The 25,041-nt window shown below is 62.2% G+C and carries 23 protein-coding genes; 20 read left to right on the top strand and 3 right to left on the bottom strand.

Annotated features, from left to right (window positions below; genetic code table 11):
* On the bottom strand, positions 1-948 hold the full coding sequence (locus ACFCW2_RS07075) for a cobalamin B12-binding domain-containing protein (protein WP_379545221.1): 948 nt from the start codon (positions 946-948) through the stop codon (positions 1-3).
* Between the two features lie 227 nt (positions 949-1,175).
* Between ACFCW2_RS07075 and bchF the strand changes: the two genes are divergently transcribed.
* The 14 genes from bchF to hemA are packed head-to-tail and all read left to right on the top strand — an operon-like array spanning position 1,176 to position 16,445.
* Complete coding sequence (gene bchF, locus ACFCW2_RS07080) at positions 1,176-1,703, top strand: 2-vinyl bacteriochlorophyllide hydratase (RefSeq protein WP_379545222.1); 528 nt, start codon at positions 1,176-1,178, stop codon at positions 1,701-1,703.
* A complete protein-coding gene (locus ACFCW2_RS07085; RefSeq protein WP_379545223.1) occupies positions 1,700-2,983 on the top strand; it encodes a ferredoxin:protochlorophyllide reductase (ATP-dependent) subunit N in 1,284 nt (427 codons plus the stop codon). Before bchF ends, ACFCW2_RS07085 begins: the two co-directional genes overlap by 4 nt.
* Before the next feature lie 4 nt (positions 2,984-2,987).
* A complete protein-coding gene (gene bchB, locus ACFCW2_RS07090; RefSeq protein ID WP_379545224.1) occupies positions 2,988-4,523 on the top strand; it encodes a ferredoxin:protochlorophyllide reductase (ATP-dependent) subunit B in 1,536 nt (511 codons plus the stop codon).
* Complete coding sequence (locus tag ACFCW2_RS07095) at positions 4,513-8,109, top strand: magnesium chelatase subunit H (RefSeq protein ID WP_379545226.1); 3,597 nt, start codon at positions 4,513-4,515, stop codon at positions 8,107-8,109. Before bchB ends, ACFCW2_RS07095 begins: the two co-directional genes overlap by 11 nt.
* Positions 8,110-8,125: 16 nt before the next feature.
* Positions 8,126-9,016 carry a ferredoxin:protochlorophyllide reductase (ATP-dependent) iron-sulfur ATP-binding protein gene (gene bchL, locus ACFCW2_RS07100; protein WP_379545228.1) on the top strand — a complete coding sequence of 297 codons (891 nt, stop codon included), beginning with the start codon at positions 8,126-8,128 and terminating at the stop codon, positions 9,014-9,016.
* A complete protein-coding gene (bchM, locus tag ACFCW2_RS07105; protein ID WP_379545229.1) occupies positions 9,016-9,711 on the top strand; it encodes a magnesium protoporphyrin IX methyltransferase in 696 nt (231 codons plus the stop codon). The genes bchL and bchM overlap by 1 nt, the downstream gene beginning before the upstream one ends.
* Complete coding sequence (locus tag ACFCW2_RS07110; RefSeq protein ID WP_379545231.1) at positions 9,708-11,144, top strand: BCD family MFS transporter; 1,437 nt, start codon at positions 9,708-9,710, stop codon at positions 11,142-11,144. The genes bchM and ACFCW2_RS07110 overlap by 4 nt, the downstream gene beginning before the upstream one ends.
* Positions 11,145-11,180: 36 nt before the next feature.
* A complete protein-coding gene (gene puhA, locus ACFCW2_RS07115; protein WP_379545232.1) occupies positions 11,181-11,951 on the top strand; it encodes a photosynthetic reaction center subunit H in 771 nt (256 codons plus the stop codon).
* On the top strand, positions 11,948-12,568 hold the full coding sequence (gene puhB / locus ACFCW2_RS07120; protein ID WP_379545234.1) for a photosynthetic complex putative assembly protein PuhB: 621 nt from the start codon (positions 11,948-11,950) through the stop codon (positions 12,566-12,568). The genes puhA and puhB overlap by 4 nt, the downstream gene beginning before the upstream one ends.
* Positions 12,565-13,041: a photosynthetic complex assembly protein PuhC gene (gene puhC, locus ACFCW2_RS07125; protein ID WP_379545235.1), complete on the top strand. Its 477-nt coding sequence runs from the start codon at positions 12,565-12,567 to the stop codon at positions 13,039-13,041. Before puhB ends, puhC begins: the two co-directional genes overlap by 4 nt.
* Positions 13,038-13,334, top strand: coding sequence for a hypothetical protein (locus ACFCW2_RS07130; RefSeq protein ID WP_379545237.1), 297 nt, complete (start codon positions 13,038-13,040; stop codon positions 13,332-13,334). Before puhC ends, ACFCW2_RS07130 begins: the two co-directional genes overlap by 4 nt.
* A complete protein-coding gene (acsF, locus tag ACFCW2_RS07135) occupies positions 13,334-14,431 on the top strand; it encodes a magnesium-protoporphyrin IX monomethyl ester (oxidative) cyclase (protein ID WP_379545239.1) in 1,098 nt (365 codons plus the stop codon). Before ACFCW2_RS07130 ends, acsF begins: the two co-directional genes overlap by 1 nt.
* Positions 14,425-15,207: a putative photosynthetic complex assembly protein PuhE gene (gene puhE / locus ACFCW2_RS07140; RefSeq protein WP_379545241.1), complete on the top strand. Its 783-nt coding sequence runs from the start codon at positions 14,425-14,427 to the stop codon at positions 15,205-15,207. The genes acsF and puhE overlap by 7 nt, the downstream gene beginning before the upstream one ends.
* Positions 15,208-15,224: 17 nt before the next feature.
* On the top strand, positions 15,225-16,445 hold the full coding sequence (hemA, locus tag ACFCW2_RS07145; protein WP_379545242.1) for a 5-aminolevulinate synthase: 1,221 nt from the start codon (positions 15,225-15,227) through the stop codon (positions 16,443-16,445).
* Positions 16,446-16,516: 71 nt separating this feature from the next.
* Here the strand turns inward: hemA and ACFCW2_RS07150 are convergent, their stop codons facing one another.
* Both ACFCW2_RS07150 and ACFCW2_RS07155 read right to left on the bottom strand, forming a co-directional pair.
* Complete coding sequence (locus tag ACFCW2_RS07150; protein ID WP_379545243.1) at positions 16,517-17,059, bottom strand: c-type cytochrome; 543 nt, start codon at positions 17,057-17,059, stop codon at positions 16,517-16,519.
* 106 nt (positions 17,060-17,165) lie between these two features.
* Complete coding sequence (locus ACFCW2_RS07155; protein WP_379545245.1) at positions 17,166-18,437, bottom strand: DUF3422 family protein; 1,272 nt, start codon at positions 18,435-18,437, stop codon at positions 17,166-17,168.
* Positions 18,438-18,610: 173 nt separating this feature from the next.
* On the opposite strand from ACFCW2_RS07155, the gene ACFCW2_RS07160 reads away from it, so the two are divergent.
* The 6 genes from ACFCW2_RS07160 to ACFCW2_RS07185 are packed head-to-tail and all read left to right on the top strand — an operon-like array spanning position 18,611 to position 25,036.
* The gene (locus tag ACFCW2_RS07160) at positions 18,611-19,558 is read left to right on the top strand and encodes a dihydrodipicolinate synthase family protein (protein WP_379545246.1); all 948 of its coding nucleotides are present in this window, start codon (positions 18,611-18,613) and stop codon (positions 19,556-19,558) included.
* A 10-nt stretch (positions 19,559-19,568) separates the two neighbouring features.
* Positions 19,569-20,510: a proline racemase family protein gene (locus tag ACFCW2_RS07165; protein WP_379545247.1), complete on the top strand. Its 942-nt coding sequence runs from the start codon at positions 19,569-19,571 to the stop codon at positions 20,508-20,510.
* 1 nt (position 20,511) lies between these two features.
* Positions 20,512-21,768: an NAD(P)/FAD-dependent oxidoreductase gene (locus tag ACFCW2_RS07170; protein ID WP_379545248.1), complete on the top strand. Its 1,257-nt coding sequence runs from the start codon at positions 20,512-20,514 to the stop codon at positions 21,766-21,768.
* A gap of 22 nt (positions 21,769-21,790) precedes the next feature.
* Positions 21,791-22,951, top strand: a complete 1,161-nt coding sequence (locus ACFCW2_RS07175) for a M24 family metallopeptidase (protein ID WP_379545250.1) — start codon at positions 21,791-21,793, stop codon at positions 22,949-22,951.
* Positions 22,952-22,994: 43 nt separating this feature from the next.
* Positions 22,995-24,086 (top strand): Gfo/Idh/MocA family protein, encoded by a 1,092-nt coding sequence (locus ACFCW2_RS07180; protein ID WP_379545251.1) that lies wholly within the window; start codon positions 22,995-22,997, stop codon positions 24,084-24,086.
* Positions 24,080-25,036: an aldo/keto reductase gene (locus tag ACFCW2_RS07185; RefSeq protein ID WP_379545252.1), complete on the top strand. Its 957-nt coding sequence runs from the start codon at positions 24,080-24,082 to the stop codon at positions 25,034-25,036. The genes ACFCW2_RS07180 and ACFCW2_RS07185 overlap by 7 nt, the downstream gene beginning before the upstream one ends.
* Positions 25,037-25,041: the final 5 nt, after the last annotated feature.

The raw sequence follows: 25,041 nt of genomic DNA on the forward strand, positions 1-25,041 counted from the left end.
CTATGCCAGCAGATCAGGCGCTGTCGCCTCTAACGGGACCAACCGGTTAGCCAGCTCGATCGCGGTCACAGCATCGGGCGCAGTGCCGTCGGCACCGCATGCGCGCACCAAATCGGGATTCTCGTTGATCAGCCGCCCGCCGAGCATGACGCACACTCCGGAATTTTTGGATACGGACCGGATCGAAGTGATCAGCCCTGCGATCTCTTCGCTAGGGCAGTCATTGCTGAGGGTCAATCCGACCAGATCGTAATGTCGTCCGGCAAATTTTCCGGTCAGCTCGGAGCGTGTGGGCTCCATCAGAATATCGGCGTCCCAACCCGCGCGCTGGAAGCATTCTGCCACCATTAGAGTGCCCAGACTGTGCTGTTCGCCGGGCATGGTGGAGAACAAGGCCGACCGGCGACCTTGCCCGGGCTTCCCGCTGGGCGGGATACGCAGAGTCAATTCGCGCAAGACTTCCTGAATGCGCCACAGGCCCATCGTCACATCGACGAAATCTTCGCTGTCTTCTTCCCAGAATTCGCCCAGGCGCCGTGCAGACGGGGCGAGAAGGTTGACATAGATCGCTTCCACCGAGCTCCCGGTGGCAAGGCAATTGTCGATAAAATCGAGCAGTTCGGACGCTTCGCTCTTCAAAGTCAGATCGGTGAAGGCTTCTACATCTTCTGCCGAAATAGGCCGTTTGCGCTCGGTACCAATGGTTTCCGCGAGGCCTTGCTTGCCGATCCGGCGGGAAGGCTTGCCTCGCCCTGCAATCAGCTTCGGGATCACGATGTTTTCAAGCAAGACGGACAAGTCGAACGCGCCTTTGGGATCATGTACAATCGTGCAGACATGCGGCTCGGCTGCGGTCTCATCAAGCTCCCGCGCAGCATCGTTCTTGCGGCCGCTACGCCAGTCGACGTATTTCGAACGCAGTTCCTTCATGCTGAAAACCGAGGCCATAGACAGGCTCTCCCACCGATTGGGGCGGCATAATATAACGCCGTCCCGGCAGGCAGTTTTCTGCTCTGCGCGAGTCGCAGGCTATGGGAAAATCCCGCGCTTGGCAATTATCCTGTGTCAACTTTTCTATATGTCCAAAAAACTTGACACTTTGCTCCGGCAGGCCGTAGTTTCCGCAGGGTATAGTGGCGGGAGAAGGTCAGCTGTCCAGGAACGGACCAGACGCATTGGCGCAAAACGCCGGAAATGCTGCGCCCGAGAGCGGAAAGCACGGTCTTTACACGCCCGAGCAACGCAAGCGCCGTGACGAGTCGGTCTGGACCACGATTCAGGGTGCACTCGCTCCGATCCAGTTCCTTATCTTCGCTGTCAGCCTTGCTCTGGTGGTGCGGTTCCTCGCCACGGGCGAGGGCGAAACGGCGGCGGAGATTTCCATCGTTCTGAAGACCTGCGCGCTTTACGCCATCATGATCACCGGCTCGATCTGGGAGAAAGTGGTCTTCGACAAGTGGCTGTTTGCCAAGCCGTTCTTCTGGGAAGACGTATTCAGCATGGCGGTGCTGGCGCTGCACACGGCCTATCTAGTGATGCTCTTCACCGGCTGGGGCACCACGCACCAGCAGATGTATGTCGCTCTGGCCGCCTATGGCACCTATCTCGTCAATGCCGGCCAGTTCCTCTGGAAACTGCGGCTCGCGCGCTTGCAAGGGCGGCAGATTGAGCAAGACAGCATGCGGCTGGCGGTGGCGGCATGAACGCGCCCGCTGCCCTGAAGGCTCCCGCCGGCGCCGACTGTGCGCCCGTCTTGAAAGAGCGCGGCCAGCGCGAAGTGTTCTGCGGACTGACAGGCATCATCTGGCTTCATCGCAAGATGCAGGACGCGTTCTTCCTTGTGGTCGGTTCGCGCACCTGCGCGCATCTGATCCAGTCCGCAGCGGGCGTGATGATATTTGCCGAACCACGCTTTGCCACGGCCATCATGGAAGAGCGGGACCTCGCAGGTCTGGCCGACGCCAATGAGGAACTCGACCGGATTGTCGACCAGCTTCTAGCCCGCCGCCCCGAGATCAAGTCGCTGTTTCTGGTCGGCAGCTGCCCGTCCGAAGTGATCAAGCTCGACCTGTCGAAAGCGGCTCAGCGGCTATCCATGAAGCACGCGCCACAGGTCCGCGTGCTCAACTATTCCGGCAGCGGGATTGAGACGACCTTTACGCAGGGCGAGGACGCCTGCCTCGAAGCGCTGGTCCCGGAAATGCCGGTGCTGGACGCGGATGCGCCTGCCAATCTGGTGATTGTCGGCTCCCTGCCCGATATCGTCGAGGACCAGTTCAAGCGTCTGTTCGCAGGCATCGGGATCGAGCATGTCGCAAGCCTGCCGGAACGCGCGGTGGCGGATTTGCCCGGCGTCGGCCCCAATACGCGCTTCCTGCTGGCCCAGCCTTTCCTGAATGATACCGCGCACCAGTTGACGAAGCGCGGGGCGCGCCGGATCGATGCGCTTTTCCCGTTCGGAGTGGAAGGCACCAGCAACTGGCTCCACGCGGCCGCGGCTGCGTTCGGAATTGACGCCGCGCATGTCGATGCGGTTATCGCGCCTTATCAGGAGCGTGCGCGCACCGCCTTGGCCCATCAGCGCGAGCGGCTGGCGGGGAAGACCATCTTCTTCATGCCGGATTCGCAGCTGGAAGTTCCGCTTGCACGCTTCCTGGCGAACGAGCTGGGCATGATCCCGATCGAAGTCGGCACGCCCTATCTGCACACCGCCCATATGGCGCAGGAATTGGCAGCGTTGCCCGCTGGCGTGCAGCTGAGCGAGGGGCAGGATGTCGACAAGCAGCTGGACCGGGTGCGCAGCGCCAAGCCCGACCTTACGGTGTGCGGGCTGGGCCTCGCCAATCCGCTTGAGGCCGAAGGGCTGTCCACCAAATGGGCGATCGAGCTGGTCTTCTCCCCGATCCACGGTTTCGACCAGGCGGGCGATCTGGCGGAGCTGTTTGCCCGCCCGCTGCGCCGCCGCGATGTGTTGAAGGTATAGCGCGATGCAGCTTTCCGTCTGGACATATGAAGGCCCGCCCCATGTCGGCGCGATGCGCGTTGCGACGGGGATGAAGGGCATTCACTACCTGCTGCATTCACCGCAGGGCGATACCTATGCCGATCTGCTGTTCACTATGATCGAGCGGCGCGACCAGCGGCCGCCGGTAACCTACACAACATTTCAGGCGCGCGATCTGGGCAAAGATACGTCCCAGCTTTTCCAGGACGCGGCCAACGATCTGATCGAGCGCTACGCCCCCGATGCCCTGCTGGTGGGTGCATCCTGCACAGCCGAACTCATTCAGGACGATCCCGCCGGGCTGGTCGAAAAGATGGGTCTGCCGCTGCCGGTGGTGCCGCTGGAGCTGCCCAGCTACCAGCGCAAGGAACATTGGGGCGCCGCAGAGACGTTCTACCAGATTGTCCGCACGCTGTGCGACAAGACCCGCACTGCCAGCGACCCTGCCGGACGCCGCCCGCTCGCCAATCTGCTTGGGCCGACCGCGCTGGGCTTCCGCAACCGCGACGACATAGTCGAAGTCACCGGCCTGCTCGACAAATTGGGCGTCGATGTGAATGTCGTCGCCCCGCTAGGCGCGAGCGCGGCCGATATCGCCCGGCTGGGCGAGGCGGATTTCAACATCGTCATGTATCCCGAAACTGGCGATCTGGCGGCGGATTATCTCAAGCGAGAATTTGGCCAGCCAGCCATTCGCACGGTTCCCATCGGCGTAGGCGCAACGCAGGATTTCGTCCGCGAAGTCGCGGAGCTGGCAGGGACCGATCCCGAGCCTCTGCTGGCCGAGGGCCTCTCGCGCCTGTCATGGTGGAGCCGCTCGGTCGATTCCAATTACCTGACCGGCAAGCGCGTTTTCATCTTTGGTGACGGCACGCACGCGGTGGCCGCCGCTCGGGTTGCTTCGGAGGAGATGGGCTTCAAGGTCGTCGGCCTTGGTTGCTACAACAGGGAATATGCCCGCGATGTGCGCGCTGCGGCGAAGACATACGGTGTCGAACCACTGATCACCGACGATCATCTGGCGGTCGAAAGCGCGATCGAGGCGGCGCAGCCGGAGCTGGTGCTGGGCACCCAGATGGAGCGCCACATCGCCAAACGCTTTGGCATTGGCTGCTCGGTCATTTCCTCACCGGTCCATGTGCAAGATTTCCCCGCGCGGTATTCGCCGCATATGGGCTTTGAAGGCGCGAACGTGCTGTTCGACGAATGGGTTCACCCGCTCGTGATGGGGCTGGAAGAGCACCTGCTGACCATGTTCCGCGACGATTTCGAGTTCAACGACAGCGCCGTGCCCTCGCATCTCGGACCCGGACATTCTGTCCCTCAAGAGCAGGTCGCAGAACCGGCAAATGACAGCGAAGCGGTGTGGAGCGACGATGCCCAGCGTGAACTGAAGAAAATCCCGTTCTTCGTGCGCGGCAAGGCTCGTAAGAACACCGAGGCCTTTGCCGCCGAACGGGGTGTCGGGACCATCGAGCTGGAAACGCTTTACGAAGCGAAGGCGCATTATGCCCGGTAGCGTCTCCTCGAACTCCCCCGCTGTTCGGGCAGTGATTATCACGCTGGACAACCATCTGGCGGGCGCAGTGGAGCGCGCGAACGAGCAGCTGGCGCGCGATAATGTGACGCTGTCGCTCTATGCCGCGTCCGACTGGGACCGCGACCCTGCCGTTCTGGAGCGCGCCAAGGCCGACATCGCGAAGGCCGATATCATCATCGCCACGATGCTGTTTCTGGAAGACCATGTGCGGGCGATCCACCCGGCACTGATGGAGCGGCGCGAGCACTGCGATGCGATTGTCGGGCTGATGTCGCAAAGCGATATCGTCAAGCTGACCCGGCTCGGCAATTACCGGATGGACAAGCCCGCCAAGGGGCCGCTGGCGCTGCTCAAGAAATTGCGCGGTTCGAAGAAGCCGGGCGGAAGCTCCGGCGCAGGCCAGATGCGCATGCTGCGCCGTCTGCCCAAGATCCTGAAATTCGTACCCGGCTCGGCGCAGGATGTGCGCCAGTATTTCCTGACCATGCAATATTGGCTGGCCGGGTCGGACGACAATGTGGTCGACATGGTGCGCGGCCTGATCGACCGGTATGCCAGCGGCGAACGTGCCAGCCTGCTCGGCACGATGCCGGTCGATGCCCCGCGCGAATATCCCGAAGTCGGTGTCTATCACCCGCGCATGAAGGGCCTGATGGCCGAGAGTGCGGCGAAGCTGCCGAAGAGCCGCAAGGCCACCGGCACTGTCGGCGTGCTGATGCTGCGGTCTTATCTGCTGGGCCGTGATACGGGCCACTATGACGGCATGATCGCCGCCCTTGAGGCGCAGGGTCTGAACGTCATTCCCGCCTTCGCCAGCGGGCTCGATGCGCGGCCTGCGATCGACGAATTTTTCATGCGTGACGGCGCATGCATCGTCGACAGCGTGGTCAACCTGACCGGCTTCTCGCTGGTTGGCGGCCCGGCTTACAATGATGTGGACGCAGCGGTGGAGGCGCTGACTGCGCTCAACGTTCCTTACATCGCTGCCCATCCGATCGAGTTTCAGTCGCTGGAGCAATGGGGCGCGGGCAAGCAGGGTTTGCTGCCGCTGGAAACCACCATGATGCAGGCCATTCCAGAGCTGGATGGTGCGATCGTGCCCAGCGTGTTTGGCGGACGCGCGGACGGGTCGCCCGAAGGGTGCACCGGCTGCGCGCGCAATTGCCATTTCGATGCCGCAAGCAGCGTCCGTGCGATGCAGAGTTGCCCAGACCGGGTGGAAGCGCTGGCAGCCAAGGTTCAAGGCCTCATCCGTCAGCGTCAGTCCGAAAAGGCTGCGCGCAAGCTGGCCATCGTGCTGTTCAACTTCCCGCCCAATTCCGGTGCAACCGGCACGGCGGCGCATCTGGCGGTGTTCGAATCGCTCCACGCCACGCTCCGGCGCTTGCAGGCGGAAGGTTATGACTGCGAAGCTCCGGCCACGGTGGACGATCTGCGCGAAGCGATCCTGCACGGTAATGCCCAGCACTATGGCGCTGATGCCAATGTCGCCGCGCGGATCAGTGCCGACGATCACGTACGCGCCGAACCGTATTTGAAGGAAATCGAAGCGCAGTGGGGCGCGGCGCCCGGTCGCCAGCAAAGCGACGGGCAAAGCATCCATGTCTATGGCGCGCATTTCGGCAATGTGTTCGTCGGGGTGCAGCCAGCCTTTGGCTATGAAGGCGATCCGATGCGGCTGCTGTTCGAAGGCGGCTTTACACCGACCCACGCATTCTCGGCCTTTTACCGCTACATCCGCGAAGATTTCGGAGCCGATGCGGCGCTGCATTTCGGCACCCATGGCGCGCTGGAATTCATGCCGGGCAAGCAGGCCGGAATGAGCGGCGATTGTTGGCCGGAACGCCTGATCGGCGATCTGCCCAATTACTATCTCTACGCGTCGAACAACCCCTCGGAAGGCATCATTGCCAAGCGGCGTTCGGGCGCGACCTTGGTCAGCTACCTTACCCCGCCACTAGCCGAGGCAGGGCTCACCAAGGGCTTCGGAGAATTGAAAGCGCTGGTCGAACGCTTTCGCACCAGCGATCCTGCCGATCCCGAACGCGCAGAGCTTGATACCATGATCCGCGATGCGTGCGACGAGCTGGATATCGGTGTGGGTGATATCGAGACACTGGCCGGCCGGGTTTACGAGATCGAGCGCGAACTGATCCCGCATGGCCTGCATGTCTTTGGCGGAGCAATGTCGCCGGAAGAACGCGGCGATCTGGTCGATGCGATGTTGGCTGCGACCCCGGCACTGGACCGGGCCGAGCTGGAAACGACGATCGATGCGAATGATGAGCTGGGTGCATTGATGCGCGCGCTGGATGGCAATTACGTGCCGCCTGCACCGGGCGGCGATGTGCTCCACAATCCCGAGGTTCTCCCGACGGGCCGGAACATCCACGGCTTCGATCCCTTCCGCCTGCCCAGCAGCTTTGCCTGCAAGCAGGGCGCGGCGCAGGCCGAACAACTCTTGGCGCGCCATGCTGCCGGCGGCGCGGCTCTGCCGGAAAGCATCGCCATGGTACTTTGGGGTACGGATAATCTGAAGAGCGAAGGCGCGCAGATTGCGCAGGCCATGGCGCTGCTCGGCGCGCGGCCCCGGTTCGACGATTATGGCCGTCTGGCCGGTGCGGAATTGATCCCGCTGGAAGAGCTGGGCCGACCGCGCATCGACGTGGTGGTGACGCTGTCCGGCATCTTCCGCGATCTGTTGCCGCTGCAAACCCGGATGATTGCCGAGGCGACCTATCTGGCGACCATGGCCGATGAGGCGCCGGAGCAGAACTTCGTGCGCAAGCACAGCCTCGCGCATCAGGCCAGGCATGGCTGCGATCTGGAAACGGCCGCTCTCAGGGTCTTCTCGAATGCACAAGGTGCCTACGGCGCGAATGTGAACATGATGATTGATGGCGGAGCGTGGGACGATCCCGAAGAACTGGCCAGCATGTTCGAAACCCACAAAGGCTATGCCTATGGCCGCACGGGCCAGCCCACACAGCACCGCGAGCTGCTCGAAAGCGAGCTGGCGCAGGTCGACCTGACCTACCAGAATCTGGAATCGGTGGAGCTCGGCGTCACCGATATCGATCATTACGTCGATGGTCTGGGCGGCATGAGCAGGGCGGTCGAGAAAGCGCGCGGCACGGCGGCCCCTGTCTATGTGGTCGATGCGACGCAGGGCGACACCAAAGTGCGCACACTGGGCGAGCAGATCGATCTGGAAACCCGTACCCGCATGCTCAACCCGAAATGGTACGAGGGCATGCTCAAGCATGGCTTCGAAGGCGTGAAGCACATCGAAGGCCATGTGACCAACACGATGGGCTGGTCCGCCACCACCGGAACCGTGTCGCCATGGGTCTATCAGCAGATCAGCGAGACCTTCGTGCTCGACGAAGACATGCGCAAGCGCCTGTCCGCCCTCAATCCCAAATCCTCGGCCCGCGTCGCAGAGCGCCTGCTGGAAGCGACCGAACGCGATTTGTGGACCCCCGATGCCGAAACCCTCGCTGCCCTGAAAGCAGCAAGCAATGATCTGGAGGACCGGCTGGAAGGCCTGGTCCCCGCCGAGTGAACTGGAGAGAAAAGCCATGACCCTATTGGACGGCAGCGACGCACCCGCAGACGGGGAAGGCAGCGTACAAGTCGCGCTCGACCCGAAGGACGAGATCAAGGGCGCGAAGGTTTTCGCGGTCTATGGCAAGGGCGGGATCGGCAAATCGACGACCTCTTCCAACCTTTCGGCTGCCTTTTCGAAGCTGGGTCACCGCGTGCTGCAGATCGGCTGCGATCCCAAGCATGACAGCACCTTCACCCTGACCAAGAAGATGATGCCGACGGTGATTGACGTTTTGGAGGAAGTGGATTTCCACGCCGAGGAACTGCGCACCGAGGACTTCATGTTCGAAGGCTATAACGGCGTGATGTGCGTCGAAGCAGGCGGGCCCCCCGCGGGTACGGGCTGCGGCGGCTATGTGGTTGGCCAGACAGTCAAGCTGCTGAAACAGCACCACCTGCTGGAAGACACAGACGTGGTGATCTTCGACGTGCTGGGCGACGTGGTGTGCGGCGGTTTTGCGGCCCCGTTGCAGCACGCCGATAATGCCATTGTCGTGGCGGCCAACGATTTCGACAGCATCTTCGCGATGAACCGCATCGTCGCGGCCATCAATGCGAAGGCCAAGAATTACGATGTGAAGCTGGCAGGCGTGGTTGCCAACCGCTCCGCCGCAACCGACGAGATCGACCGGTTTGCCGATGCCACCGGCATGCAGCGGCTTGCCCATTTTGCCGATCTCGACGCCATCCGCCGCTCGCGCCTGAAAAAATGCACGCTGTTCGAAATGGAAGACAGCCCCGAAGTCGAGGCGGCCCGCGAGGAATATATGAACCTTGCGCGCAAGCTGTGGGACGGGGTCGAACATAGCGAAGCGACGCCGATGAAAGACCGCGACATCTTCGAATTTCTGGGCTTCGAATAATGGCCCATAGCGTTGCCTCGAACACCTATGCCGAAAGCCGGGGACGGCTGGAGCAGTATTTCGACCAGACGGCGCGCAAGGCGTGGGAAGACCTGACGTCGGATGTGCCAGTCAGCGGTATTCGCGCCACGGTGCGTGCAGGCCGCGATGAAATGCGGGGGCTCTTGCTGTCGACCTTGCCGACGGACATGCATGGTATGCGTCTGCTGGATGCCGGATGCGGTACAGGCGCTTTGGCAATTGCAGCGGCAGAGCGCGGCGCGGAAGTGGTTGCGATCGATGTGTCGCAGGGGCTGATCGACGTTGCTGCGCGGCGCGCGCCGGAGGGCCTTTCGATCGATTGGCGCGTTGGCGATATGCGCGACCGCAGCCTGGGCATTTTCGACCATGTCATCGCCATGGATTCGCTCATCCATTACGAGATGATGGATGTTGTCGGGGTGCTGGACGCCTGGAGTGGCCGGACCAATCACATCGCCTTCACCTTTGCTCCTGGAACACTGATGCTGCGCGCCATGCATATGGCGGGCAAGCTGTTCCCGCGCAGCGACCGGTCCCCTGCAATCAAACCGATTGCCGAAGCAAGCCTGTCCCGGGCGATCGATACTGCTTTGCCGGAATGGCAAGTCGATTTCACGAAGCGTGTCTCGAGCGGGTTCTACAAATCGCAAGCCATGGGGGTCAGCCGCCGGTGAACCAGCGCCCGCCATCTGCGAATTTCTGGCAGGCCGTGGGCACACGGTTCCTGCCTTTCGCCGATGCGGCCAGTGAAGCTCTGCCTCTATCCCGGATTCTGCGCCTCGCCCTGTTTCAGGTCAGCGTCGGGATTGCGGCGGTGCTGCTCAACGGCACGCTCAACAGGGTGATGATTGTCGAGTTGGGCCTGCCCACATGGATTGTCGCGCTGATGATTGCCATTCCGCTGCTGATCGCGCCGCTGCGCGCGCTGATAGGTTATCGCAGCGACACGCATCGCTCGGTCCTCGGCTGGCGACGGGTGCCCTATATCTGGTTTGGCAGCATGGCACAGTTCGGCGGGCTCGCGATCATGCCCTTCGCGCTGGTCCTGCTTACCCGTCCCGACACTTTTGCGGCTGGTTTGATGGCGGGTTGCCTCGCCTTCCTGCTGACCGGTGCAGGCATGCATGTAACGCAAACCGCCGGCCTCGCGCTGGCGACCGACATTGCCCCCGAGGCCAAGCGTCCCGGCGTGGTCGCATTGCTGTATGTGATGCTGCTCGTGGGGATGATGCTGGCCTCCTTCACCATCGGCAATCTGCTGCTCGATTTCAGCTCCACCCGGCTGATTCAAGTTATTCAGGGCGCTGCGGCGCTGACCATGGTGCTGAACATCACAGCGCTGTGGAAGCAGGAGGCGCGCGGTTCAGCCCGCGCCAAATCCGCCGCATCTGCACCTGCTTTCCGGGAGATGTGGGCGGCCTTTACAGCGTTGCCGAATACCAAGCGGTTGCTCTGCGCCATTGGCGTGGGGGCAATGGCATTTTCCATGCAGGACGCGCTGCTGGAGCCCTATGGCGGCGAGATACTGGGTCTTTCGGTTGGCTCGACCACCGGCCTTACCGGCGCATGGGCCATTGGCGCGCTGATCGCCTTCGCTCTTTGCGCCAATCGCCTGCCGACCGGCTCCGACCCGCTGCGTCTAGCAGGTTTTGGCGTCGTGCTCGGCATTGGCGCTTTTCTGATGACGCTGTTCGCCGGTCCGCTCGGGTCCGTAGCCCTGCTGTTTGCAGGCGCTGCGGCCATCGGGTTCGGCACGGGGCTCTTTTCGGTCGGGACGATGATTGCCGCCATGGGCCTCGCAAAAGACGGCTCTGCCGGAATGGCGCTGGGCGCATGGGGCGCGGTGCAGGCCAGCGCTGCCGGGGCTGGCATCGCGCTGGGCGGCCTGATCCGCGACGGCATGACGCAGGTTGCGCTGAGCAGTGCAATGGGCACCACACTGGCCGACCGCACCACCGGATACGGCACCGTTTATGTTCTGGAGGTCATTCTGCTGCTGGTGACCTTGCTTCTGCTGGGGCCGGTGGTCGGCAAGCTGGCCCGGATCAATCAGGAAACCACAGCAGGCGGGCCGCACGCGTTTGGCCTGAGAGAATTCCCGACCTGATGGGCGGGTGCAAGAGAGTGAGCAGGGAGGTCTGAGATGGATGACGTAAAGATAGTGGGCACGTTCGACGTGACGGAGATGGTGTTCCTCGCCTTCGTCCTGTTCTTCATCGCGCTGTTATTTTACCTGCGCCGCGAGGACCGGCGCGAGGGATATCCGGTGGAAGATGAAGTCACCGGCCGGATTGATCGGCCCGGCGGCATCCTGACCACGGGCAACCCCAAGACATTCAAGATGCCGTTTGGCCGCGACGATGTGACCACCCCCACCGGCGGGCGGGAGAAGGTCGATGTGGCAGGTCCACGCACCTTCCGTTCGCCCGGCGCGCCCTATTACCCGACCGGTAATCCGCTGGAAGACGGCCTTGGCCCGGCTGCATGGGCGGACCGCGCCAAACATCCCGATCTCGACGCGGAAGGCCGCAACCGCATCGTGCCGATCGGCATTGCTTCGGGAATTACGGTGCACCGGAAGGATCGCGATCCCCGCGGCATGGCGGCCATCGGTGCGGACGGCGAAGTGGCCGGGACAATCACCGATATCTGGGTCGACCGGGCCGAACATCAGGTGCGCTATCTGGAAATCGATACCGGCGCGAAGAAAGTGCTCGCCCCGATGGGCATGTCCAAAGTGAAGGGCAAAAAAGGCCAGGTCATTATCGACGCGCTGAATGCCGCCGATTTTGCTGCTGCGCCGGTGCCTGCCAAGGCCGATGAAATCACCTTCTACGAAGAGGAGCGGGTGATGGCCTATTTCGGCGGCGGGTATCTTTACGCCAATCGCGCGCGTCAGGAGCCGATCCTGTGAGCGAATACGACCACGAACCGGTGCGCGGCCTGCCCGAGGCCTTGCCAGAGGGCGAGCACATCCTCTGGCAGGGCGCACCGGACTGGAAAAGGATGGCCAGATCGGCACTCCATATCCGGCTGGTGCTGCTGTATTTCGCGGTCATCGGCGGGCTGGCCGTGGTGCAGGGCGATATGCCCACCGCTGGAGCGATGGTGGTGTTTGCCGCCATCGTCACCGGGTTCCTGACGCTATACGCCTACGGTGTGGGCCGCACGACGGTGTACACTTTGACCAACAAGCGGATCGTCCTGCGGATCGGTGTTGCGCTGAACAAGTGCATCAACATTCCGCTCAGCGAGATTGAAACCGCCGATCTCAAAATGCTTGGCGGCGATACGGGGAGCATCGTGCTGAGCCTGAAGGGCATGCCGCGCATGGGCTACACCATGTTGTGGCCCCACGCGCGTTCGCTCCGCTTTGTCCGTCCGCAACCCATGCTTCGCGCCATTCCCGATGCGCAGGGCGTGGCGAAACAATTGTTCGATGCGACGGTGCAACTGCAGCCGGTTGTCAGTGCAAACGACGCAGCGCGCCGCGCGCCGCTTCAACCCGAAATGGAAGGCCTCACCGCATGAGCGCTGCGCATGATCATGACCCCACGGTGCCGCGCCCGGTCCTGATCGGCGTGGCGGCAATGCTGCTGACCATTCTCGCGCTGACTGCCGCCGTCAGCTTCGGCGTGCTGCCCAAGGAAGGCGACCCTGAACTGTCGCGTGCTGCTGCCAATATCGCTCCGGCCGAGCAGCGCGACCTGCGCTTTGCCGACCGCGAGGATGGCGCGGTGGTCGTCTCCGATGCGGCAACCGGCGAAACGGTGAAGATCATCGGCTTCGGCGAAGAGGGCTTCACCCGCGCAACCATGCGGCGGCTGGCCAAGCGCCGTGTGCATGCCGGGGTCGGCGCGGAGCAACCCTTCACGCTGATCCGCTGGGAAAATGGCGCGCTCTCGCTGCGCGACCCGCAAACGGGCGCGGAGGCGGAGATTTACGGTTTTGGCGCGGATCACGTCGCAGCTTTCGCCGAAATGCTGGAAGGCACGAAATCATGATGGGCTTCCTGACCGCTGACACATTCGAGACCGGCTGCCGGATAGAGATCGAGCAGAGCCCCGATCACTTCCACGCCCATGTGAAGTTGGACGGCAACGTCCCGATTTATCCCGGTGACAGCGTGCAGGTGCATGGCGAACCGGTGATGGTGTCGTTCGGCGAGAAAGTCAGTTTCCAGCGCACGGCCACGGTCCAGCGGGCGAGCGCTCTGAAACGTGCCTGGACCAGGCTCTCCGGCCATTTCGAGATGGCCGAACTTTACGAAGTCAGTTTCAACCCGGGAAGATTGTGATGAACGCCCAGACCAAGATCTCCGCTGCCCGCTCAGCCCCGTCCAAGGCGCTGGAGGATGTTCCCGATACGATGGATATCGCGCAGCAGGACACGGTCCTCGCGCCGCGTTTCTACACCACCGATTACGATGCGATGGACAAACTCGATGTCTCGCTGGTGCGCCAGGAATGGGACGAACTGATGGCCGAAATGGTCGGCGATCCCAACAAAAAGCACTTCAAGAAAACAGACGCTTTCGACGGCGTGATCGAAGGGCTGGAGCCGGAACTGCGCAAGGAGTTCATCGACTTCCTCGCCAGTTCGCTCACATCGGAATTTTCCGGCTGCATCCTCTATGCCGAGATCGCCCGCCGGACGAAGAACCCCGACATGAAGCAGCTGTTCAAACTGCTCGCTCGCGACGAGAGCCGCCATGCCGGGTTTATCAACGAAACGCTCAAAGGCTCCGGCATCGGGGTTGATCTCAGTTTCCTGACCAAGACCAAGAAATACACCTATTTCCGCCCGAAATTCATTTTCTACGCCGTCTATCTGTCGGAGAAGATCGGCTACGCCCGCTACATCACGATCTTCCGCGAACTGGCCAAAAACCCGCAGAACAAGTTCCACCCCATTTTCGACTGGTTCGAGGAATGGTGCAATGACGAGTTCCGCCATGGCGAGGCCTTTGCCCTGTTGCTGCGGGCCGATCCCAAGCTGCTGAAGGGCCACAACAAGCTGTGGATCCGTTTCTTTCTGCTGTCGGTCTACGCCACCATGTATGTGCGCGATCACAACCGCCCGCTGTTCCATCAGGCGCTGGGCGTCGATCCGGCGGAGTATGGCTACAAGGTCTTCTCCATCACCACCGAGATCAGCAAGCAGGTCTTCCCGATCGAGCTGGACACCGATGATCCGCGCTTCCGCGCTGCGATGGAAGATTTGCGGCTGGCTTCGAACGGCATCGAAGACGCCAAGGAGCGTGGCGGAGTTGCGGGTCAGCTGTCGAAGATCAAGCATACCGCCAAGGCCGGTTACGCCTTTGCGCGTATGTATTTTATGCGGCCCCGCGTGAACGAATTGCCGCAAACCGTCAGGCTTGCCCCCGCATGGTAGGGTTCGCGGACCTTGGACTGCCTTTTGCCGTGGTGATTGCGCTGTGGTTCGTCAGCACCGGCCTTGTGGCGATGCTGAACCACCGCCTGCGCCAGTCGCTGGGCCGTGCGCTGGTTATCTCCGGCGTATGCGCTATCGGCGGCTTGTCGCTGGTGGTGCTGACCAGCAATTCCATGGCCGAGTGGGCTGTCTACGCATCGTTCGTAGGCGGCTTGCTGATCTGGAGCTGGCACGAAATCAGCTTCCTGACCGGCGCAGTCTCCGGGTCGCACCGTGAACCCTGTCGTGCCGGGGCGCGGGGGTGGGAACGGTTCTCCGCCGCAACCATGGCTCTGATCCATCATGAAATCGCGCTGGCGATGACAGCGGGCCTGCTGCTTTCGCTGGCGGCGTTCACGGTCAATCCGGTCGGGGCCTATACGTTCGCCCTGCTGCTGATTTTCCGCCTGTCATCCAAGCTCAACATCTATTGGGGGGTGCCCAATATGAGCGACGAATTGCTGCCGAGGCACATGGAATATCTCAAAACCTATTTCGGGCCGAAGCGGCTGCGGCCGTTCCTGCCGCTGAGCATTGCGCTGATCTGTGCTGCGGCGGTTACTTTCGGAATGGCCGCATCGGCGGCCACAACAACGGGCCTGATGGTCCAGAATGCGCTGCTGTGCTGCCTGTGTCTGCTGGCCGCGCTCGAGCATCTGTTTCTTGCATTACCGTTTCGCGATTCCGCTCTGTGGCAATGGGCCCTGGACGGAAATGCGGCGCGTGACGAAGTTTGAATTGGGGGTCTTAGACGATGGATTACGAGACATTTTTCGGCGGTGAACTGCAGTCCGTGCGGGATGAAGGGCGCTACCGCGTCTTTGCCGAGATCGAGCGCAAGGCTGGTCAGTTCCCGCAGGCCAAACGCTATGTCGATGGCGAGACCAGCAATGTCACCGTCTGGTGCTCCAACGATTATCTGGGCATGGGCCAGCACCCCAAAGTGCTGGAGGCGATGCACAACGTGCTGAACGAATGCGGCGCGGGGGCAGGAGGCACGCGCAATATCTCCGGCACCAATCATCACCATGTGCTGCTGGAAAACGAGCTGGCCGATTTGCACGGCAAGGAAGACGCGCTGCTTTTTACCAGCGGCTATGTGTCGAACTGGGCCGCGCTCGGCACGCTGGCTGCCCGGATCCCCAATTGCATGGTTCTGTCGGACGCGCTCAATCACGCCTCGATGATCGAAGGCATCCGCCACAGCAAAGCCGACCGGATGATCTTCGAGCACAATTCGCCTGAGGACCTCGACCGCAAACTGGCGACTCTCGATCCTGATCGGCCCAAGCTGGTGGCGTTTGAAAGCGTCTATTCGATGGACGGCGACATTGCACCGATCGCCGAAATTCTTGACGTGTGCGAGAAGCACAATGCAATGAGCTATATCGACGAGGTCCACGGTGTGGGCCTATACGGCGAACGCGGCGGCGGTGTGGCGGAGCGCGAAGGCCTGATGGACCGGATCACCGTGATCGAAGGAACGCTGGGCAAGGCGTTCGGCGTGATGGGCGGCTATATCGCGGCGTCGAAAAACCTGTGCGACTATGTGCGCACCTTTGCGAGCGGGTTCATCTTCACCACCGCTCTGCCCCCCGCGATTGCGGCGGGTGCCTGCGCCAGCATCAAGCATCTGAAAGTGAGCAATGCAGAGCGTGAGCGGCAGCAGGAGCGGGTCGCCAAGGTGCGCGCCGCGCTGGACCGGATGGGGATCCCCCATCTGCCCAATCCCAGCCACATCATCCCGGTCATGGTGGGTGATGCGCACAAGTGCAAATTCATCAGCGACTGGCTGATGGAGAACCACGGGATCTATGTGCAGCCGATCAATTACCCGACCGTGCCGCGCGGCGAAGAACGGCTGCGGCTCACCCCTTCTCCGGTTCACAGCGACGGCGATATCGACCGCCTGCTGACCGCGCTGAGCGATATCTGGTCACAGTGTGAACTGGCGCGGCGCGACGTCGCTGCCTGACGGCTTCACCGTCACCCAATAAAAAAGGGCCGGTTTCCCGGCCCTTTTTCTTGTCCAGAAGACGTGCCCGATCAGGTCGGGCTCTTCAGATAAGCAATGATATCCGCGCGCTTCTGCGCATCGCGCAGGCCGGGGTAGATCATCTTGGTGCCCGGAACCACTTTCTGCGGGTCCTCGAGGTAGACATACATCTGCTCTTCGGTCCAGGTGATGCCGCTATTCGCGTTGGCCGGCGAGTACTCGTATCCCTCGACCGAACCGGCCGGGCGGCCGACGATGCCCGCAAGCGATGGGCCGGTCTTGTTGACGCCTTCCTCGACAGCGTGACAGCTGCGGCACTGTGCGAACACAACGCGGCCCGCAGCAGCATCGCCGGTCAGGCTGGCAAAGGCGATACCATCGGTTGTCGCCATCGCGCCGCCTTCGGCAGCAGCCGTATCGGTGGTCTCTTCAGCCGGGGCTTCTTCTTCGGCCGGGGCTTCTTCTTCAACCGCCGTTTCTTCAGCCGGCGCCGCTTCTTCTGCCGGTGCAGCAGGTTCCGCCTCGCCGCCGCCGCAAGCTGCTGTCATCACCGCCAGTGCAGTAACGCTCGCCAATGTCGTAAATTTACGCATGCTCACTCCCTTGTTAATTCCCAAGATTCTCTCCGGAGGAAGGCTAAACCAGAAAGGAACTGGTTGAAAGGGGATTTATGGAGGTAGTGTGCCGCGTTCGCCTCTCTCAGTCGGATTCGAGGTCCGACTGTTTCAGGACGGTCCCCCGCGTCCGGTGTACGAAGGCGTAGATCAAAGCGATGACGGGCAGCGTCACGGCCGCGATCACGATCTCCGTCTGCGATCCTGCCGGCCACGCCGCAGCCCCTTTGACGATAAAGGCAATCAGCCCGACCAGATAATAGGCCGCGGCAATCACGGACAATCCCTCGACCAGGCTCTGCAAGCGGAATTGCAGCTGGATCGACCGCTCCATCCGCTTGGTGAGTGTGAGGTTCTGTTCCTTGATCCGCGTGTCGACTCGCACATCCAGCGTGTGCATTACCCGCGAAATCCGCTCCGCAATGCGCGCCAGCCGATCGGTAAAGACAGAGCATGTGCGCGCGGCAGGGACCAGCCGGCGCTCGGTAAATTCATCGAGGCTCTGGTGATTGGCGACGGAGCGTACGTCCAGCGCCGCCAGCCTGTCAGCCGCGATTTCGGCATAGGCGGCCGTGGCGCTGAGGCGAAAACTGGTGAGCGAACGAATGACTTCCAGCCGCGAGGAGATTTCGATCAGCTCCTGCAGAAATGCATCATCCTGTTCGCCATCTTCGGCCTGCGAAACGCGGGCTGCATGCTCCGATAGATTCTGCTCCAGCGCATCGACTTGCGGCCCGTATTTCTGGACTTCGGACAGGCCGAGCAGCGCCATGTTCCGGTAATTGCCCAGTTCCTGCACCCGCTGGATAATCCGCCCGCGTTCCCCGTCAGAGACATCGGCGGCGTCAACGATCAATCGGCCATAGCCATCGGGCCGCAGGCCGAAATCGGACCAGATCCGCAAGCCCCCGCTGATGTCGCTACAGACCAGATCGCCCATATCCACATCATGCCGCGTCAAGAGGTCGCCGATCGCATCGCGGTCCGGCACGACGAAAATCCGTGTCGCGCGTACGACTTGTCCGGCCCACTGCTCCATCCATGCAATATAGGGCGCGCGGTCCTCTTGCGGGCACTCGTTCTGGAAGATCAGCGTGAGCGTAGTCGCTTCGGTGTGGCGTTCCCAAAGAAAGAAAATGCCCGGCTCCGCGTTGCCGCTGGCATTGCGTCTGGCCTGCCGCCACTCATCGAACTTCGGCCGTCTCTCCGTAAGGAGTGCGCTTTCTTCTTCGCGCCCGTCAGTGTCGACCAGCAACACGGCCTGATAAATCTCGCAGCGGGATGGGACAGGGACGAAACGACGCAGATGAATTTCATCGACGGCCCATTGCCGCAAGGGATGATCCTTCGTCCGCATTGGCCGGTTCCCCCGCTCGGTTGCTCCCAATTCCGGTGGCAATCGTGCACGAGCAAGCGGCTCTTGGCAATTCAACGCTTTCTGGGCGGCCCGGCAGTGTTTACCGAGAGCCAGAACGAGGACGAGGACGGAGTCGGCGCTGCCGGATGCCGAAGAAAAGGATCAATGGCTTCATGACCACGAATGCGACCATTTTTTCAGGCTGCATGCCGGCGCTGATGACGCCGTGCGATGCGGCGGGCGTGCCCGATTTTGGCGCGCTGGCGGCGAAGGGCGCGGAGCTGATTGCAGCCGGAATGTCGGCGGTCATTTACTGCGGATCGATGGGCGATTGGCCGCTGCTCAGCGATGAACAGCGCTGCGAGGGTGTGGAGGCGCTGTGCGCTTCCGGGGTTCCGGTGATTGTGGGCACGGGCGCTCAGAACACACGCGCCGCTGCGGCAATTGCGGCCCATGCGCAGTCGGTTGGCGCAGCCGGGCTGATGGTCATTCCGCGCGTCCTGTCACGCGGCAGTTCGGCGGCGGCGCAGGCTGCGCATTTTGAAGCCGTGCTGCGGGCCGCGCCCGATCTCCCTGCGGTGATCTACAACAGCCCTTATTACGGGTTCGAGACCAAGGCGGAATTGTTCACCAGCTTGCGAGCAAAACATCGCAATCTGGTCGGTTTCAAGGAATTCGGCGGGGCAGCCTCGCTCAGCTACGCCGCAGAGAATATCACCGCGGGCGATTCCGATTTGTCGCTGATGGTTGGTGTCGATACGCAGGTCTTTCACGGGTTCGTCAATTGCGGCGCGCAAGGCGCGATCACTGGCGTGGGCAATGCTCTGCCGCGTGAAGTCTTGCGGCTGGTCACGCTCTGCCAGAAGGCGGCAGCGGGCGATGCGAAGGCGAGGGTGCTGGCGAAGGAACTGGACGACGCCATGCGCGTGCTGGCGACCTTCGACGAAGGGCCCGATCTGGTGCTCTATTACAAGCATTTGATGGTGCTGGAAGGCAGCGCGGAATACGCCAACCAGCTCTACCCTTCGGACCGGCTGAGCCCGACCCAGCAGGCCCATCTGGAATATCACTGGAAGCTGTTTCGCGATTGGTGGGCGAGCTGGCCCGGCGCGGATTACTGATCCGGTGCGGGTGATCGATTCGCACACCGGCGGGATGCCGACGCGGGTGATCGTGGAAGGCGGCCCCGATTTGGGCAGCGGCACTCTGGCGGAGCGGAAGCTGCGATTTGCGCAAGAATTCGACGCGTTCCGGATGCAGGCGATTCTGGAGCCGCGCGGTCTGGACGCTGCAGTCGGCGCGCTGCTGTGCCCGCCATCCTCGCCCGACGATGGATGCTGCACCGGCGTCATCTTCTTCAACAACACCGGCTATCTGGACATGTGCGGCCACGGCACCATCGGGCTGATGGTGACGCTCGCTCATCTGGGCCTGATCGGCGCGGGCCGGCACCGTCTGGATACGCCGGTGGGCGTCGTGAACACCGAATTGCTCGGCCCGAACACCGTCTCGGTCGAAAATGTCCCGAGCTACCGGCTGGTGAAGAATGTCAGCGTGCAGGTTGAGGGCCTCGGCGAAGTGACAGGCAGCATCGCTTGGGGCGGCAACTGGTTCTTCCTAGTCGAGCGAGCACCTGTGCCTTTGCAGCGGGACAATATTCCGGCGCTGACCAAGGCGGGGACCAGCATTCGCCATGCGCTTGTGGCGCAGTCGATTACCGGGGCGGATGGCGCGGAGATCGACCATGTCGAGTTCTTCGAAACGCCCGCGAGCGGCCCGGAAGGCACGCGCGCAAGCAGCCGCAATTTCGTTCTCTGTCCCGGGCTTGCCTATGATCGCTCCCCCTGCGGGACGGGGACCAGCGCGAAGCTGGCCTGTCTGGCAGCGGACGGCAAACTGGCACCGGGCGAGGAGTGGATACAGGAGAGCATTATCGGCAGCCGCTTTCGTGGGTCCTACCGCCGCGATTCTGAGGGGAGGGTCGTCCCGACGATTATCGGTGATGCGCATATCACTGCCCGGAGCGAGCTGATCTTCCAGCCCGGCGATCCTTTCCGAGAAGGGATCGGGTGAGGTGTCGCAGCCCGGCGAGAGCGTGATCATCATCGGCGGCGGGATCATCGGGATCGCCTGCGCGCACTACCTGTCGCGCGCGGGATACGGGGTGACGGTGATCGAACAGGGGACGGTCGCCGGAGCGTGCTCGCACGGCAATTGCGGGTATATCGCGCCGAGCCACGTCCTGCCGCTGACCACCCCCGACGCCATCGGAGAGGCGGCACGCTCGCTGTTCAATCCTGCGGCGGCGTTTCGGGTAAAGCCGCGGGCCGATCCGGCATTTCTGAAATGGCTGTGGCAGTTCGCCCGGCGCTGCAATCGCCGTGATATGCTCAGCGCGGCGGCGCATTTGCATGCGATCCTGCAATCCTCTGCAGCAGAATACGCCGCGCTGCTGAGCGATGACCCGATGGGCAGCCAATGGCGCAAAGCCGGACTGCTCTATGTCTTCCAGACGGAGGAAGGCCTCGCTGCTCATGCCGAAGAGGACCGTCTGCTGACCGAGCATTTCGGCGTCTCGGCCCGCAGGATCGAGGGGGCGGAATTGCCGCAATTCGATGGCGCACTGCGGTCGGGATTGGCGGGCGGGTATCTCTACGAGGACGACACCAGCGTGCGCGCCGACCGGCTGAGCAAGGGATGGCGCCGGAAGCTGAAGGACAGCGGCGTTCGGTTCATCGAGCATTGCAGTTTCGAGGGGCTGGAGAAAAACGGGCGGATCGTGCGCCGGATACTGACGTCGGGCGGCCCGATGCAGGCGGATCATTACGTTCTGGCGACCGGCGCGCTCAGCACCCAGCTGGCGCAGCATTTCGGCGCAGCGCTGCCGATCCAGCCGGGCAAGGGCTATTCGATTACTATGGAGGCGCCGGATCATGGCCCGACGCATCCCATGCTGCTGCCGGAACATCATGTCGGCATCACGCCGTTTGACGACGGGTTCCGGCTTGGCTCGATGATGGAATTTGCCGGCTACGACCGCTCGATCCCCAAGGTCCGATTGCAGCAATTGCGCAGCTCGGCAGAGCCGTATTTGCGTGCTCCTCTACCCGAGACAAACCAGGAGGAATGGTTCGGCTGGCGTCCGATGACATGGGACAGTCTGCCGATCATCGGACGCGCCCCTGCGCTGGCCAATGCGCTGTTTGCCACTGGCCACAACATGCTGGGCCTGACACTGGCACCCGCAACCGGCAGGCTGGTTGGCGAGATGATCGCAGGCCAGACGCCGCACATCGACCCCGAGCCGTATTCCCCGGCGCGCTTCAACTGATTTCTCTCACTGGTAGAAACCCATGACCGACACATCATTTCCCCCCTTCATCGGCAATGCAGAACGCGCCCAGCGGGTGGATGCTTTGCGGGCCGCGATGGCTGCCGCGGGGAAAGATGCTGTGATCCTCACGCCCGGCCCCAATATGCGCTATTTTCTGGGCGAGGCGTTTTACGAAAGCGAGCGGTTTCACGGGGCGATTGTCACGGCTGGGCGCTCGATCTTTGTCGCGCCCAAGTTCGAAGATACCGCCATAATGGCGAAACTGCCGGTGCCGATGGAGATGGTCTATTGGGAGGAGCATGAGAGCCCCTATGATCTGATTGCCGGTTTGCTGGCGGCGCAGAATGTGCGTGCGTGTGCGCTCGACCCGCAATGCTGCTATGGCCACGCGGCACAGATCGGGGATGCGTTGGGTGCGCTCGACAATCGGGTTCGGTGTGGCTCTGCGGCGCCGGTTATCGTGCCTCTGCGTGCGCGCAAATCGCCTGCGGAGTTGGCTCTAATGACAGCGGCGAAACAGCTTACCCTGTCGGTCCATCAAACCATTTCCGGCTGGATCAAGCCCGGCATGAAAGCCAGCGAAGTGCGCGCAGAGATCGACCGGCTGCACCGCGCGGGCAGGGCGGATAATGGGAATTCGTTCTGCGCGGTCCAATTTGGGGAGGCGACATCGCACCCGCACGGTGTGCCCGGTGATCCCGCTTTGCAAGCCGGCGAATTGATCCTGATCGACACCGGCTGCACGCTCGATGGCTACAATTCGGACATCACCCGCACCTACGCGCTGGATGAGGTGGAGGGCGAGATCGAGACCCTGTGGCAGGTGGAAAAGGATGCGCAACAGACCGCCTTCGACCGCGCCGCGCCGGGTGTGCCGTGCGAGGAGGTCGACGCGGCGGCGCGCGATGTGCTGATCGCGCATGGTCTGGGGCCGGATTATAAGCTTCCCGGCCTGCCCCACCGCACCGGCCACGGGATCGGCCTGGAAATCCACGAAGGCCCCTATCTGGTTCGCGGTGACACAACTCCGCTTGCCGAAGGCATGTGCTTCTCGAATGAGCCGATGATCGTGGTGCCGGGGAGATTCGGCATTCGTCTGGAGGACCATTTCTATATGACGGATACCGGCCCGCGCTGGTTTACGGAGCCGCAGCACAGCCTTTACCAGCCCTTCGGCTAGAGATGACTTGCGCATTGCGGGCCAACGCCGCACGGGGTTCGGTGTGAGCACGACACGATCCTACGCCATCATTGGCTGCGGCATGATGGGCCGCGAACACATGCGCAATATCGCGCTGGTGGACGGGGCGGAGCTGGTCGCGATTGTCGATCCAGACGCCGGATCCCGGCAGGCTGCGGCTGAGCTGGCCGGGGAGCTGGGGCAGACGTTCGCGGTGTATGAGGATACGCAGGCTCTGTTCGCTTCTGGCGTCCCCGATGCCGTCATCATCGCTTCGCCGAATTTCACGCATTATGCCGTGATTCAGGAGGTCATGAAATATCGCCCGGCCATTCTGGTCGAGAAACCCTTCTGCACCACGGTCGCCGACGCGGAGACGCTGGAGCGGCAACTAAGCACTTATGATCCGCTGGTCTGGGTCGGGCTGGAATACCGTTACATGCCGCCCGTCGCGCGGTTTATCGAGCGGGTGCAGGCGGGCGAGGCTGGCACGGTGCGGATGCTGACCATCCGCGAGCACCGGTTTCCGTTCCTGAAGAAAGTCGGCGACTGGAACCGTTTCAACCGCAATTCCGGCGGCACTCTGGTGGAGAAGTGCTGCCATTTCTTCGACCTGATGCGGCACACTTTGCGCGATGAACCGGTGCGCATTTTCGCCAGCGGCGCGCAAGATGTGAACCATCTGGACGAGGTGTATGATGGCGAGGTGCCCGACATACTCGACAACGCCTATGTCATCGTCGACTTCAAACGCGGCGCGCGGGCCGTGCTCGATCTATGCATGTTCGCCGAAGGGGCGGAGCAGCAGGAAGAGATTATCGCGGTGGGCGAGGTGGGCCGGCTTGATGTAACTATTCCTGCCGCGAAAGTGCGCTGGTCCCCGCGCGATAAGAGCGGGGTGCAGGTGGAGCATGTGGAGACGCCGCCCGATGCTTTGGCCGCTGGCGATCACCACGGCGCGACCTATTTCCAGCTGAAGAATTTTCACGCTGCATTGGTTGGCGGCGGCGCGCCTGCTCTTAGTGCATTGGACGGACTGCGGAGTGTTGCCATGGGCGCAGCGGCACAGGAATCCATTGCCACGGGGCTGCCGGTGGCGCTCAATTTCGAACCCGAAGGACAAATATCGTGCTGAAAGACATGCCCCCCATCGGTTTCGGCCTGTGGAAGATCGCGCCGGAGGATTGCGAGGCCACGGTGCTGGAAGCGATCAGGGCAGGCTATCGCCATTTCGACAGCGCGGCGGATTACGGCAACGAAGTCGAAGTCGGGCGCGGGATAGCGGCGGCGATTGCGCAGGGTCTGGCGACGCGCGAGGAACTGTGGATCACGTCCAAGTTGTGGAACACCTTCCATGCGCCGGAACATGTTGCACTGGCCTGCCAGAAATCGCTTGATGATCTGGGGCTGGACTATCTCGACCTTTTCATGATCCATTTCCCCATCGCGCTGGAATATGTGCCTATCGAGGAACGGTATCCGCCCGAATGGCTGCATGATCCCGCCGCTGCCGAGCCGGTGATGAAGCCTGCCCGTGTGCCCCTGCATGAAACATGGGGCGCGATGGAGAAGCTGGTCGATGGCGGGCAGGTGCGGCGCATTGGCGTGTGCAATTACAACACCGCGCTGATCCATGATCTGATGCGCTATTGCCGGATTGCCCCTGCAGAGCTGCAGGTGGAATCGCATCCCTATTTGGTGCAGCCGGGGCTGATGCGGCTGGCGCGTGACTATGGCATTCACGTCACCGCGTTCTCTCCGCTGGGCTCGCTGTCCTATGTGGAGATCGGCATGGCTGGCTCCGGCGATACCGTTTTGACGGAACCCGTGGTGGTCGCTGCTGCTAATGCACATGCCAAGACACCGGCGCAAATCGTGCTTCGCTGGGGCATCCAGCGGGGCAATGCGGTGATCCCGAAATCCACCAATCCGGGACGTATGCGGGAGAATTTGGCAGTGACCGGCTTCAGCTTGAGCGATGCCGAGATGGCCGCAATCGACGCGCTGGACCAGGGCCGCCGGTTCAACGATCCGGGCGTATTCTGCGAAGGCGCATTTGGTACCTTCCACCCGATTTACGATTGAGGTTC

This window comes from Qipengyuania algicola (assembly GCF_042492175.1).
GTDB lineage: Bacteria > Pseudomonadota > Alphaproteobacteria > Sphingomonadales > Sphingomonadaceae > CAJXSN01.

Coding starts and splice junctions, on each gene's coding strand:
- puhA (WP_379545232.1), top strand. CDS start 11,181: ATGGATGACGTAAAGATAGTGGGCACGTTCGACGTGACGGAGATGGTG.
- ACFCW2_RS07075 (WP_379545221.1), bottom strand. CDS start 948: ATGGCCTCGGTTTTCAGCATGAAGGAACTGCGTTCGAAATACGTCGAC.
- bchL (WP_379545228.1), top strand. CDS start 8,126: ATGACCCTATTGGACGGCAGCGACGCACCCGCAGACGGGGAAGGCAGC.
- ACFCW2_RS07085 (WP_379545223.1), top strand. CDS start 1,700: ATGAACGCGCCCGCTGCCCTGAAGGCTCCCGCCGGCGCCGACTGTGCG.
- ACFCW2_RS07150 (WP_379545243.1), bottom strand. CDS start 17,059: ATGCGTAAATTTACGACATTGGCGAGCGTTACTGCACTGGCGGTGATG.
- bchM (WP_379545229.1), top strand. CDS start 9,016: ATGGCCCATAGCGTTGCCTCGAACACCTATGCCGAAAGCCGGGGACGG.
- puhE (WP_379545241.1), top strand. CDS start 14,425: ATGGTAGGGTTCGCGGACCTTGGACTGCCTTTTGCCGTGGTGATTGCG.
- hemA (WP_379545242.1), top strand. CDS start 15,225: ATGGATTACGAGACATTTTTCGGCGGTGAACTGCAGTCCGTGCGGGAT.
- acsF (WP_379545239.1), top strand. CDS start 13,334: ATGAACGCCCAGACCAAGATCTCCGCTGCCCGCTCAGCCCCGTCCAAG.
- bchB (WP_379545224.1), top strand. CDS start 2,988: ATGCAGCTTTCCGTCTGGACATATGAAGGCCCGCCCCATGTCGGCGCG.
- ACFCW2_RS07130 (WP_379545237.1), top strand. CDS start 13,038: ATGATGGGCTTCCTGACCGCTGACACATTCGAGACCGGCTGCCGGATA.
- ACFCW2_RS07175 (WP_379545250.1), top strand. CDS start 21,791: ATGACCGACACATCATTTCCCCCCTTCATCGGCAATGCAGAACGCGCC.
- puhC (WP_379545235.1), top strand. CDS start 12,565: ATGAGCGCTGCGCATGATCATGACCCCACGGTGCCGCGCCCGGTCCTG.
- ACFCW2_RS07155 (WP_379545245.1), bottom strand. CDS start 18,437: ATGCGGACGAAGGATCATCCCTTGCGGCAATGGGCCGTCGATGAAATT.
- ACFCW2_RS07160 (WP_379545246.1), top strand. CDS start 18,611: ATGACCACGAATGCGACCATTTTTTCAGGCTGCATGCCGGCGCTGATG.
- ACFCW2_RS07095 (WP_379545226.1), top strand. CDS start 4,513: ATGCCCGGTAGCGTCTCCTCGAACTCCCCCGCTGTTCGGGCAGTGATT.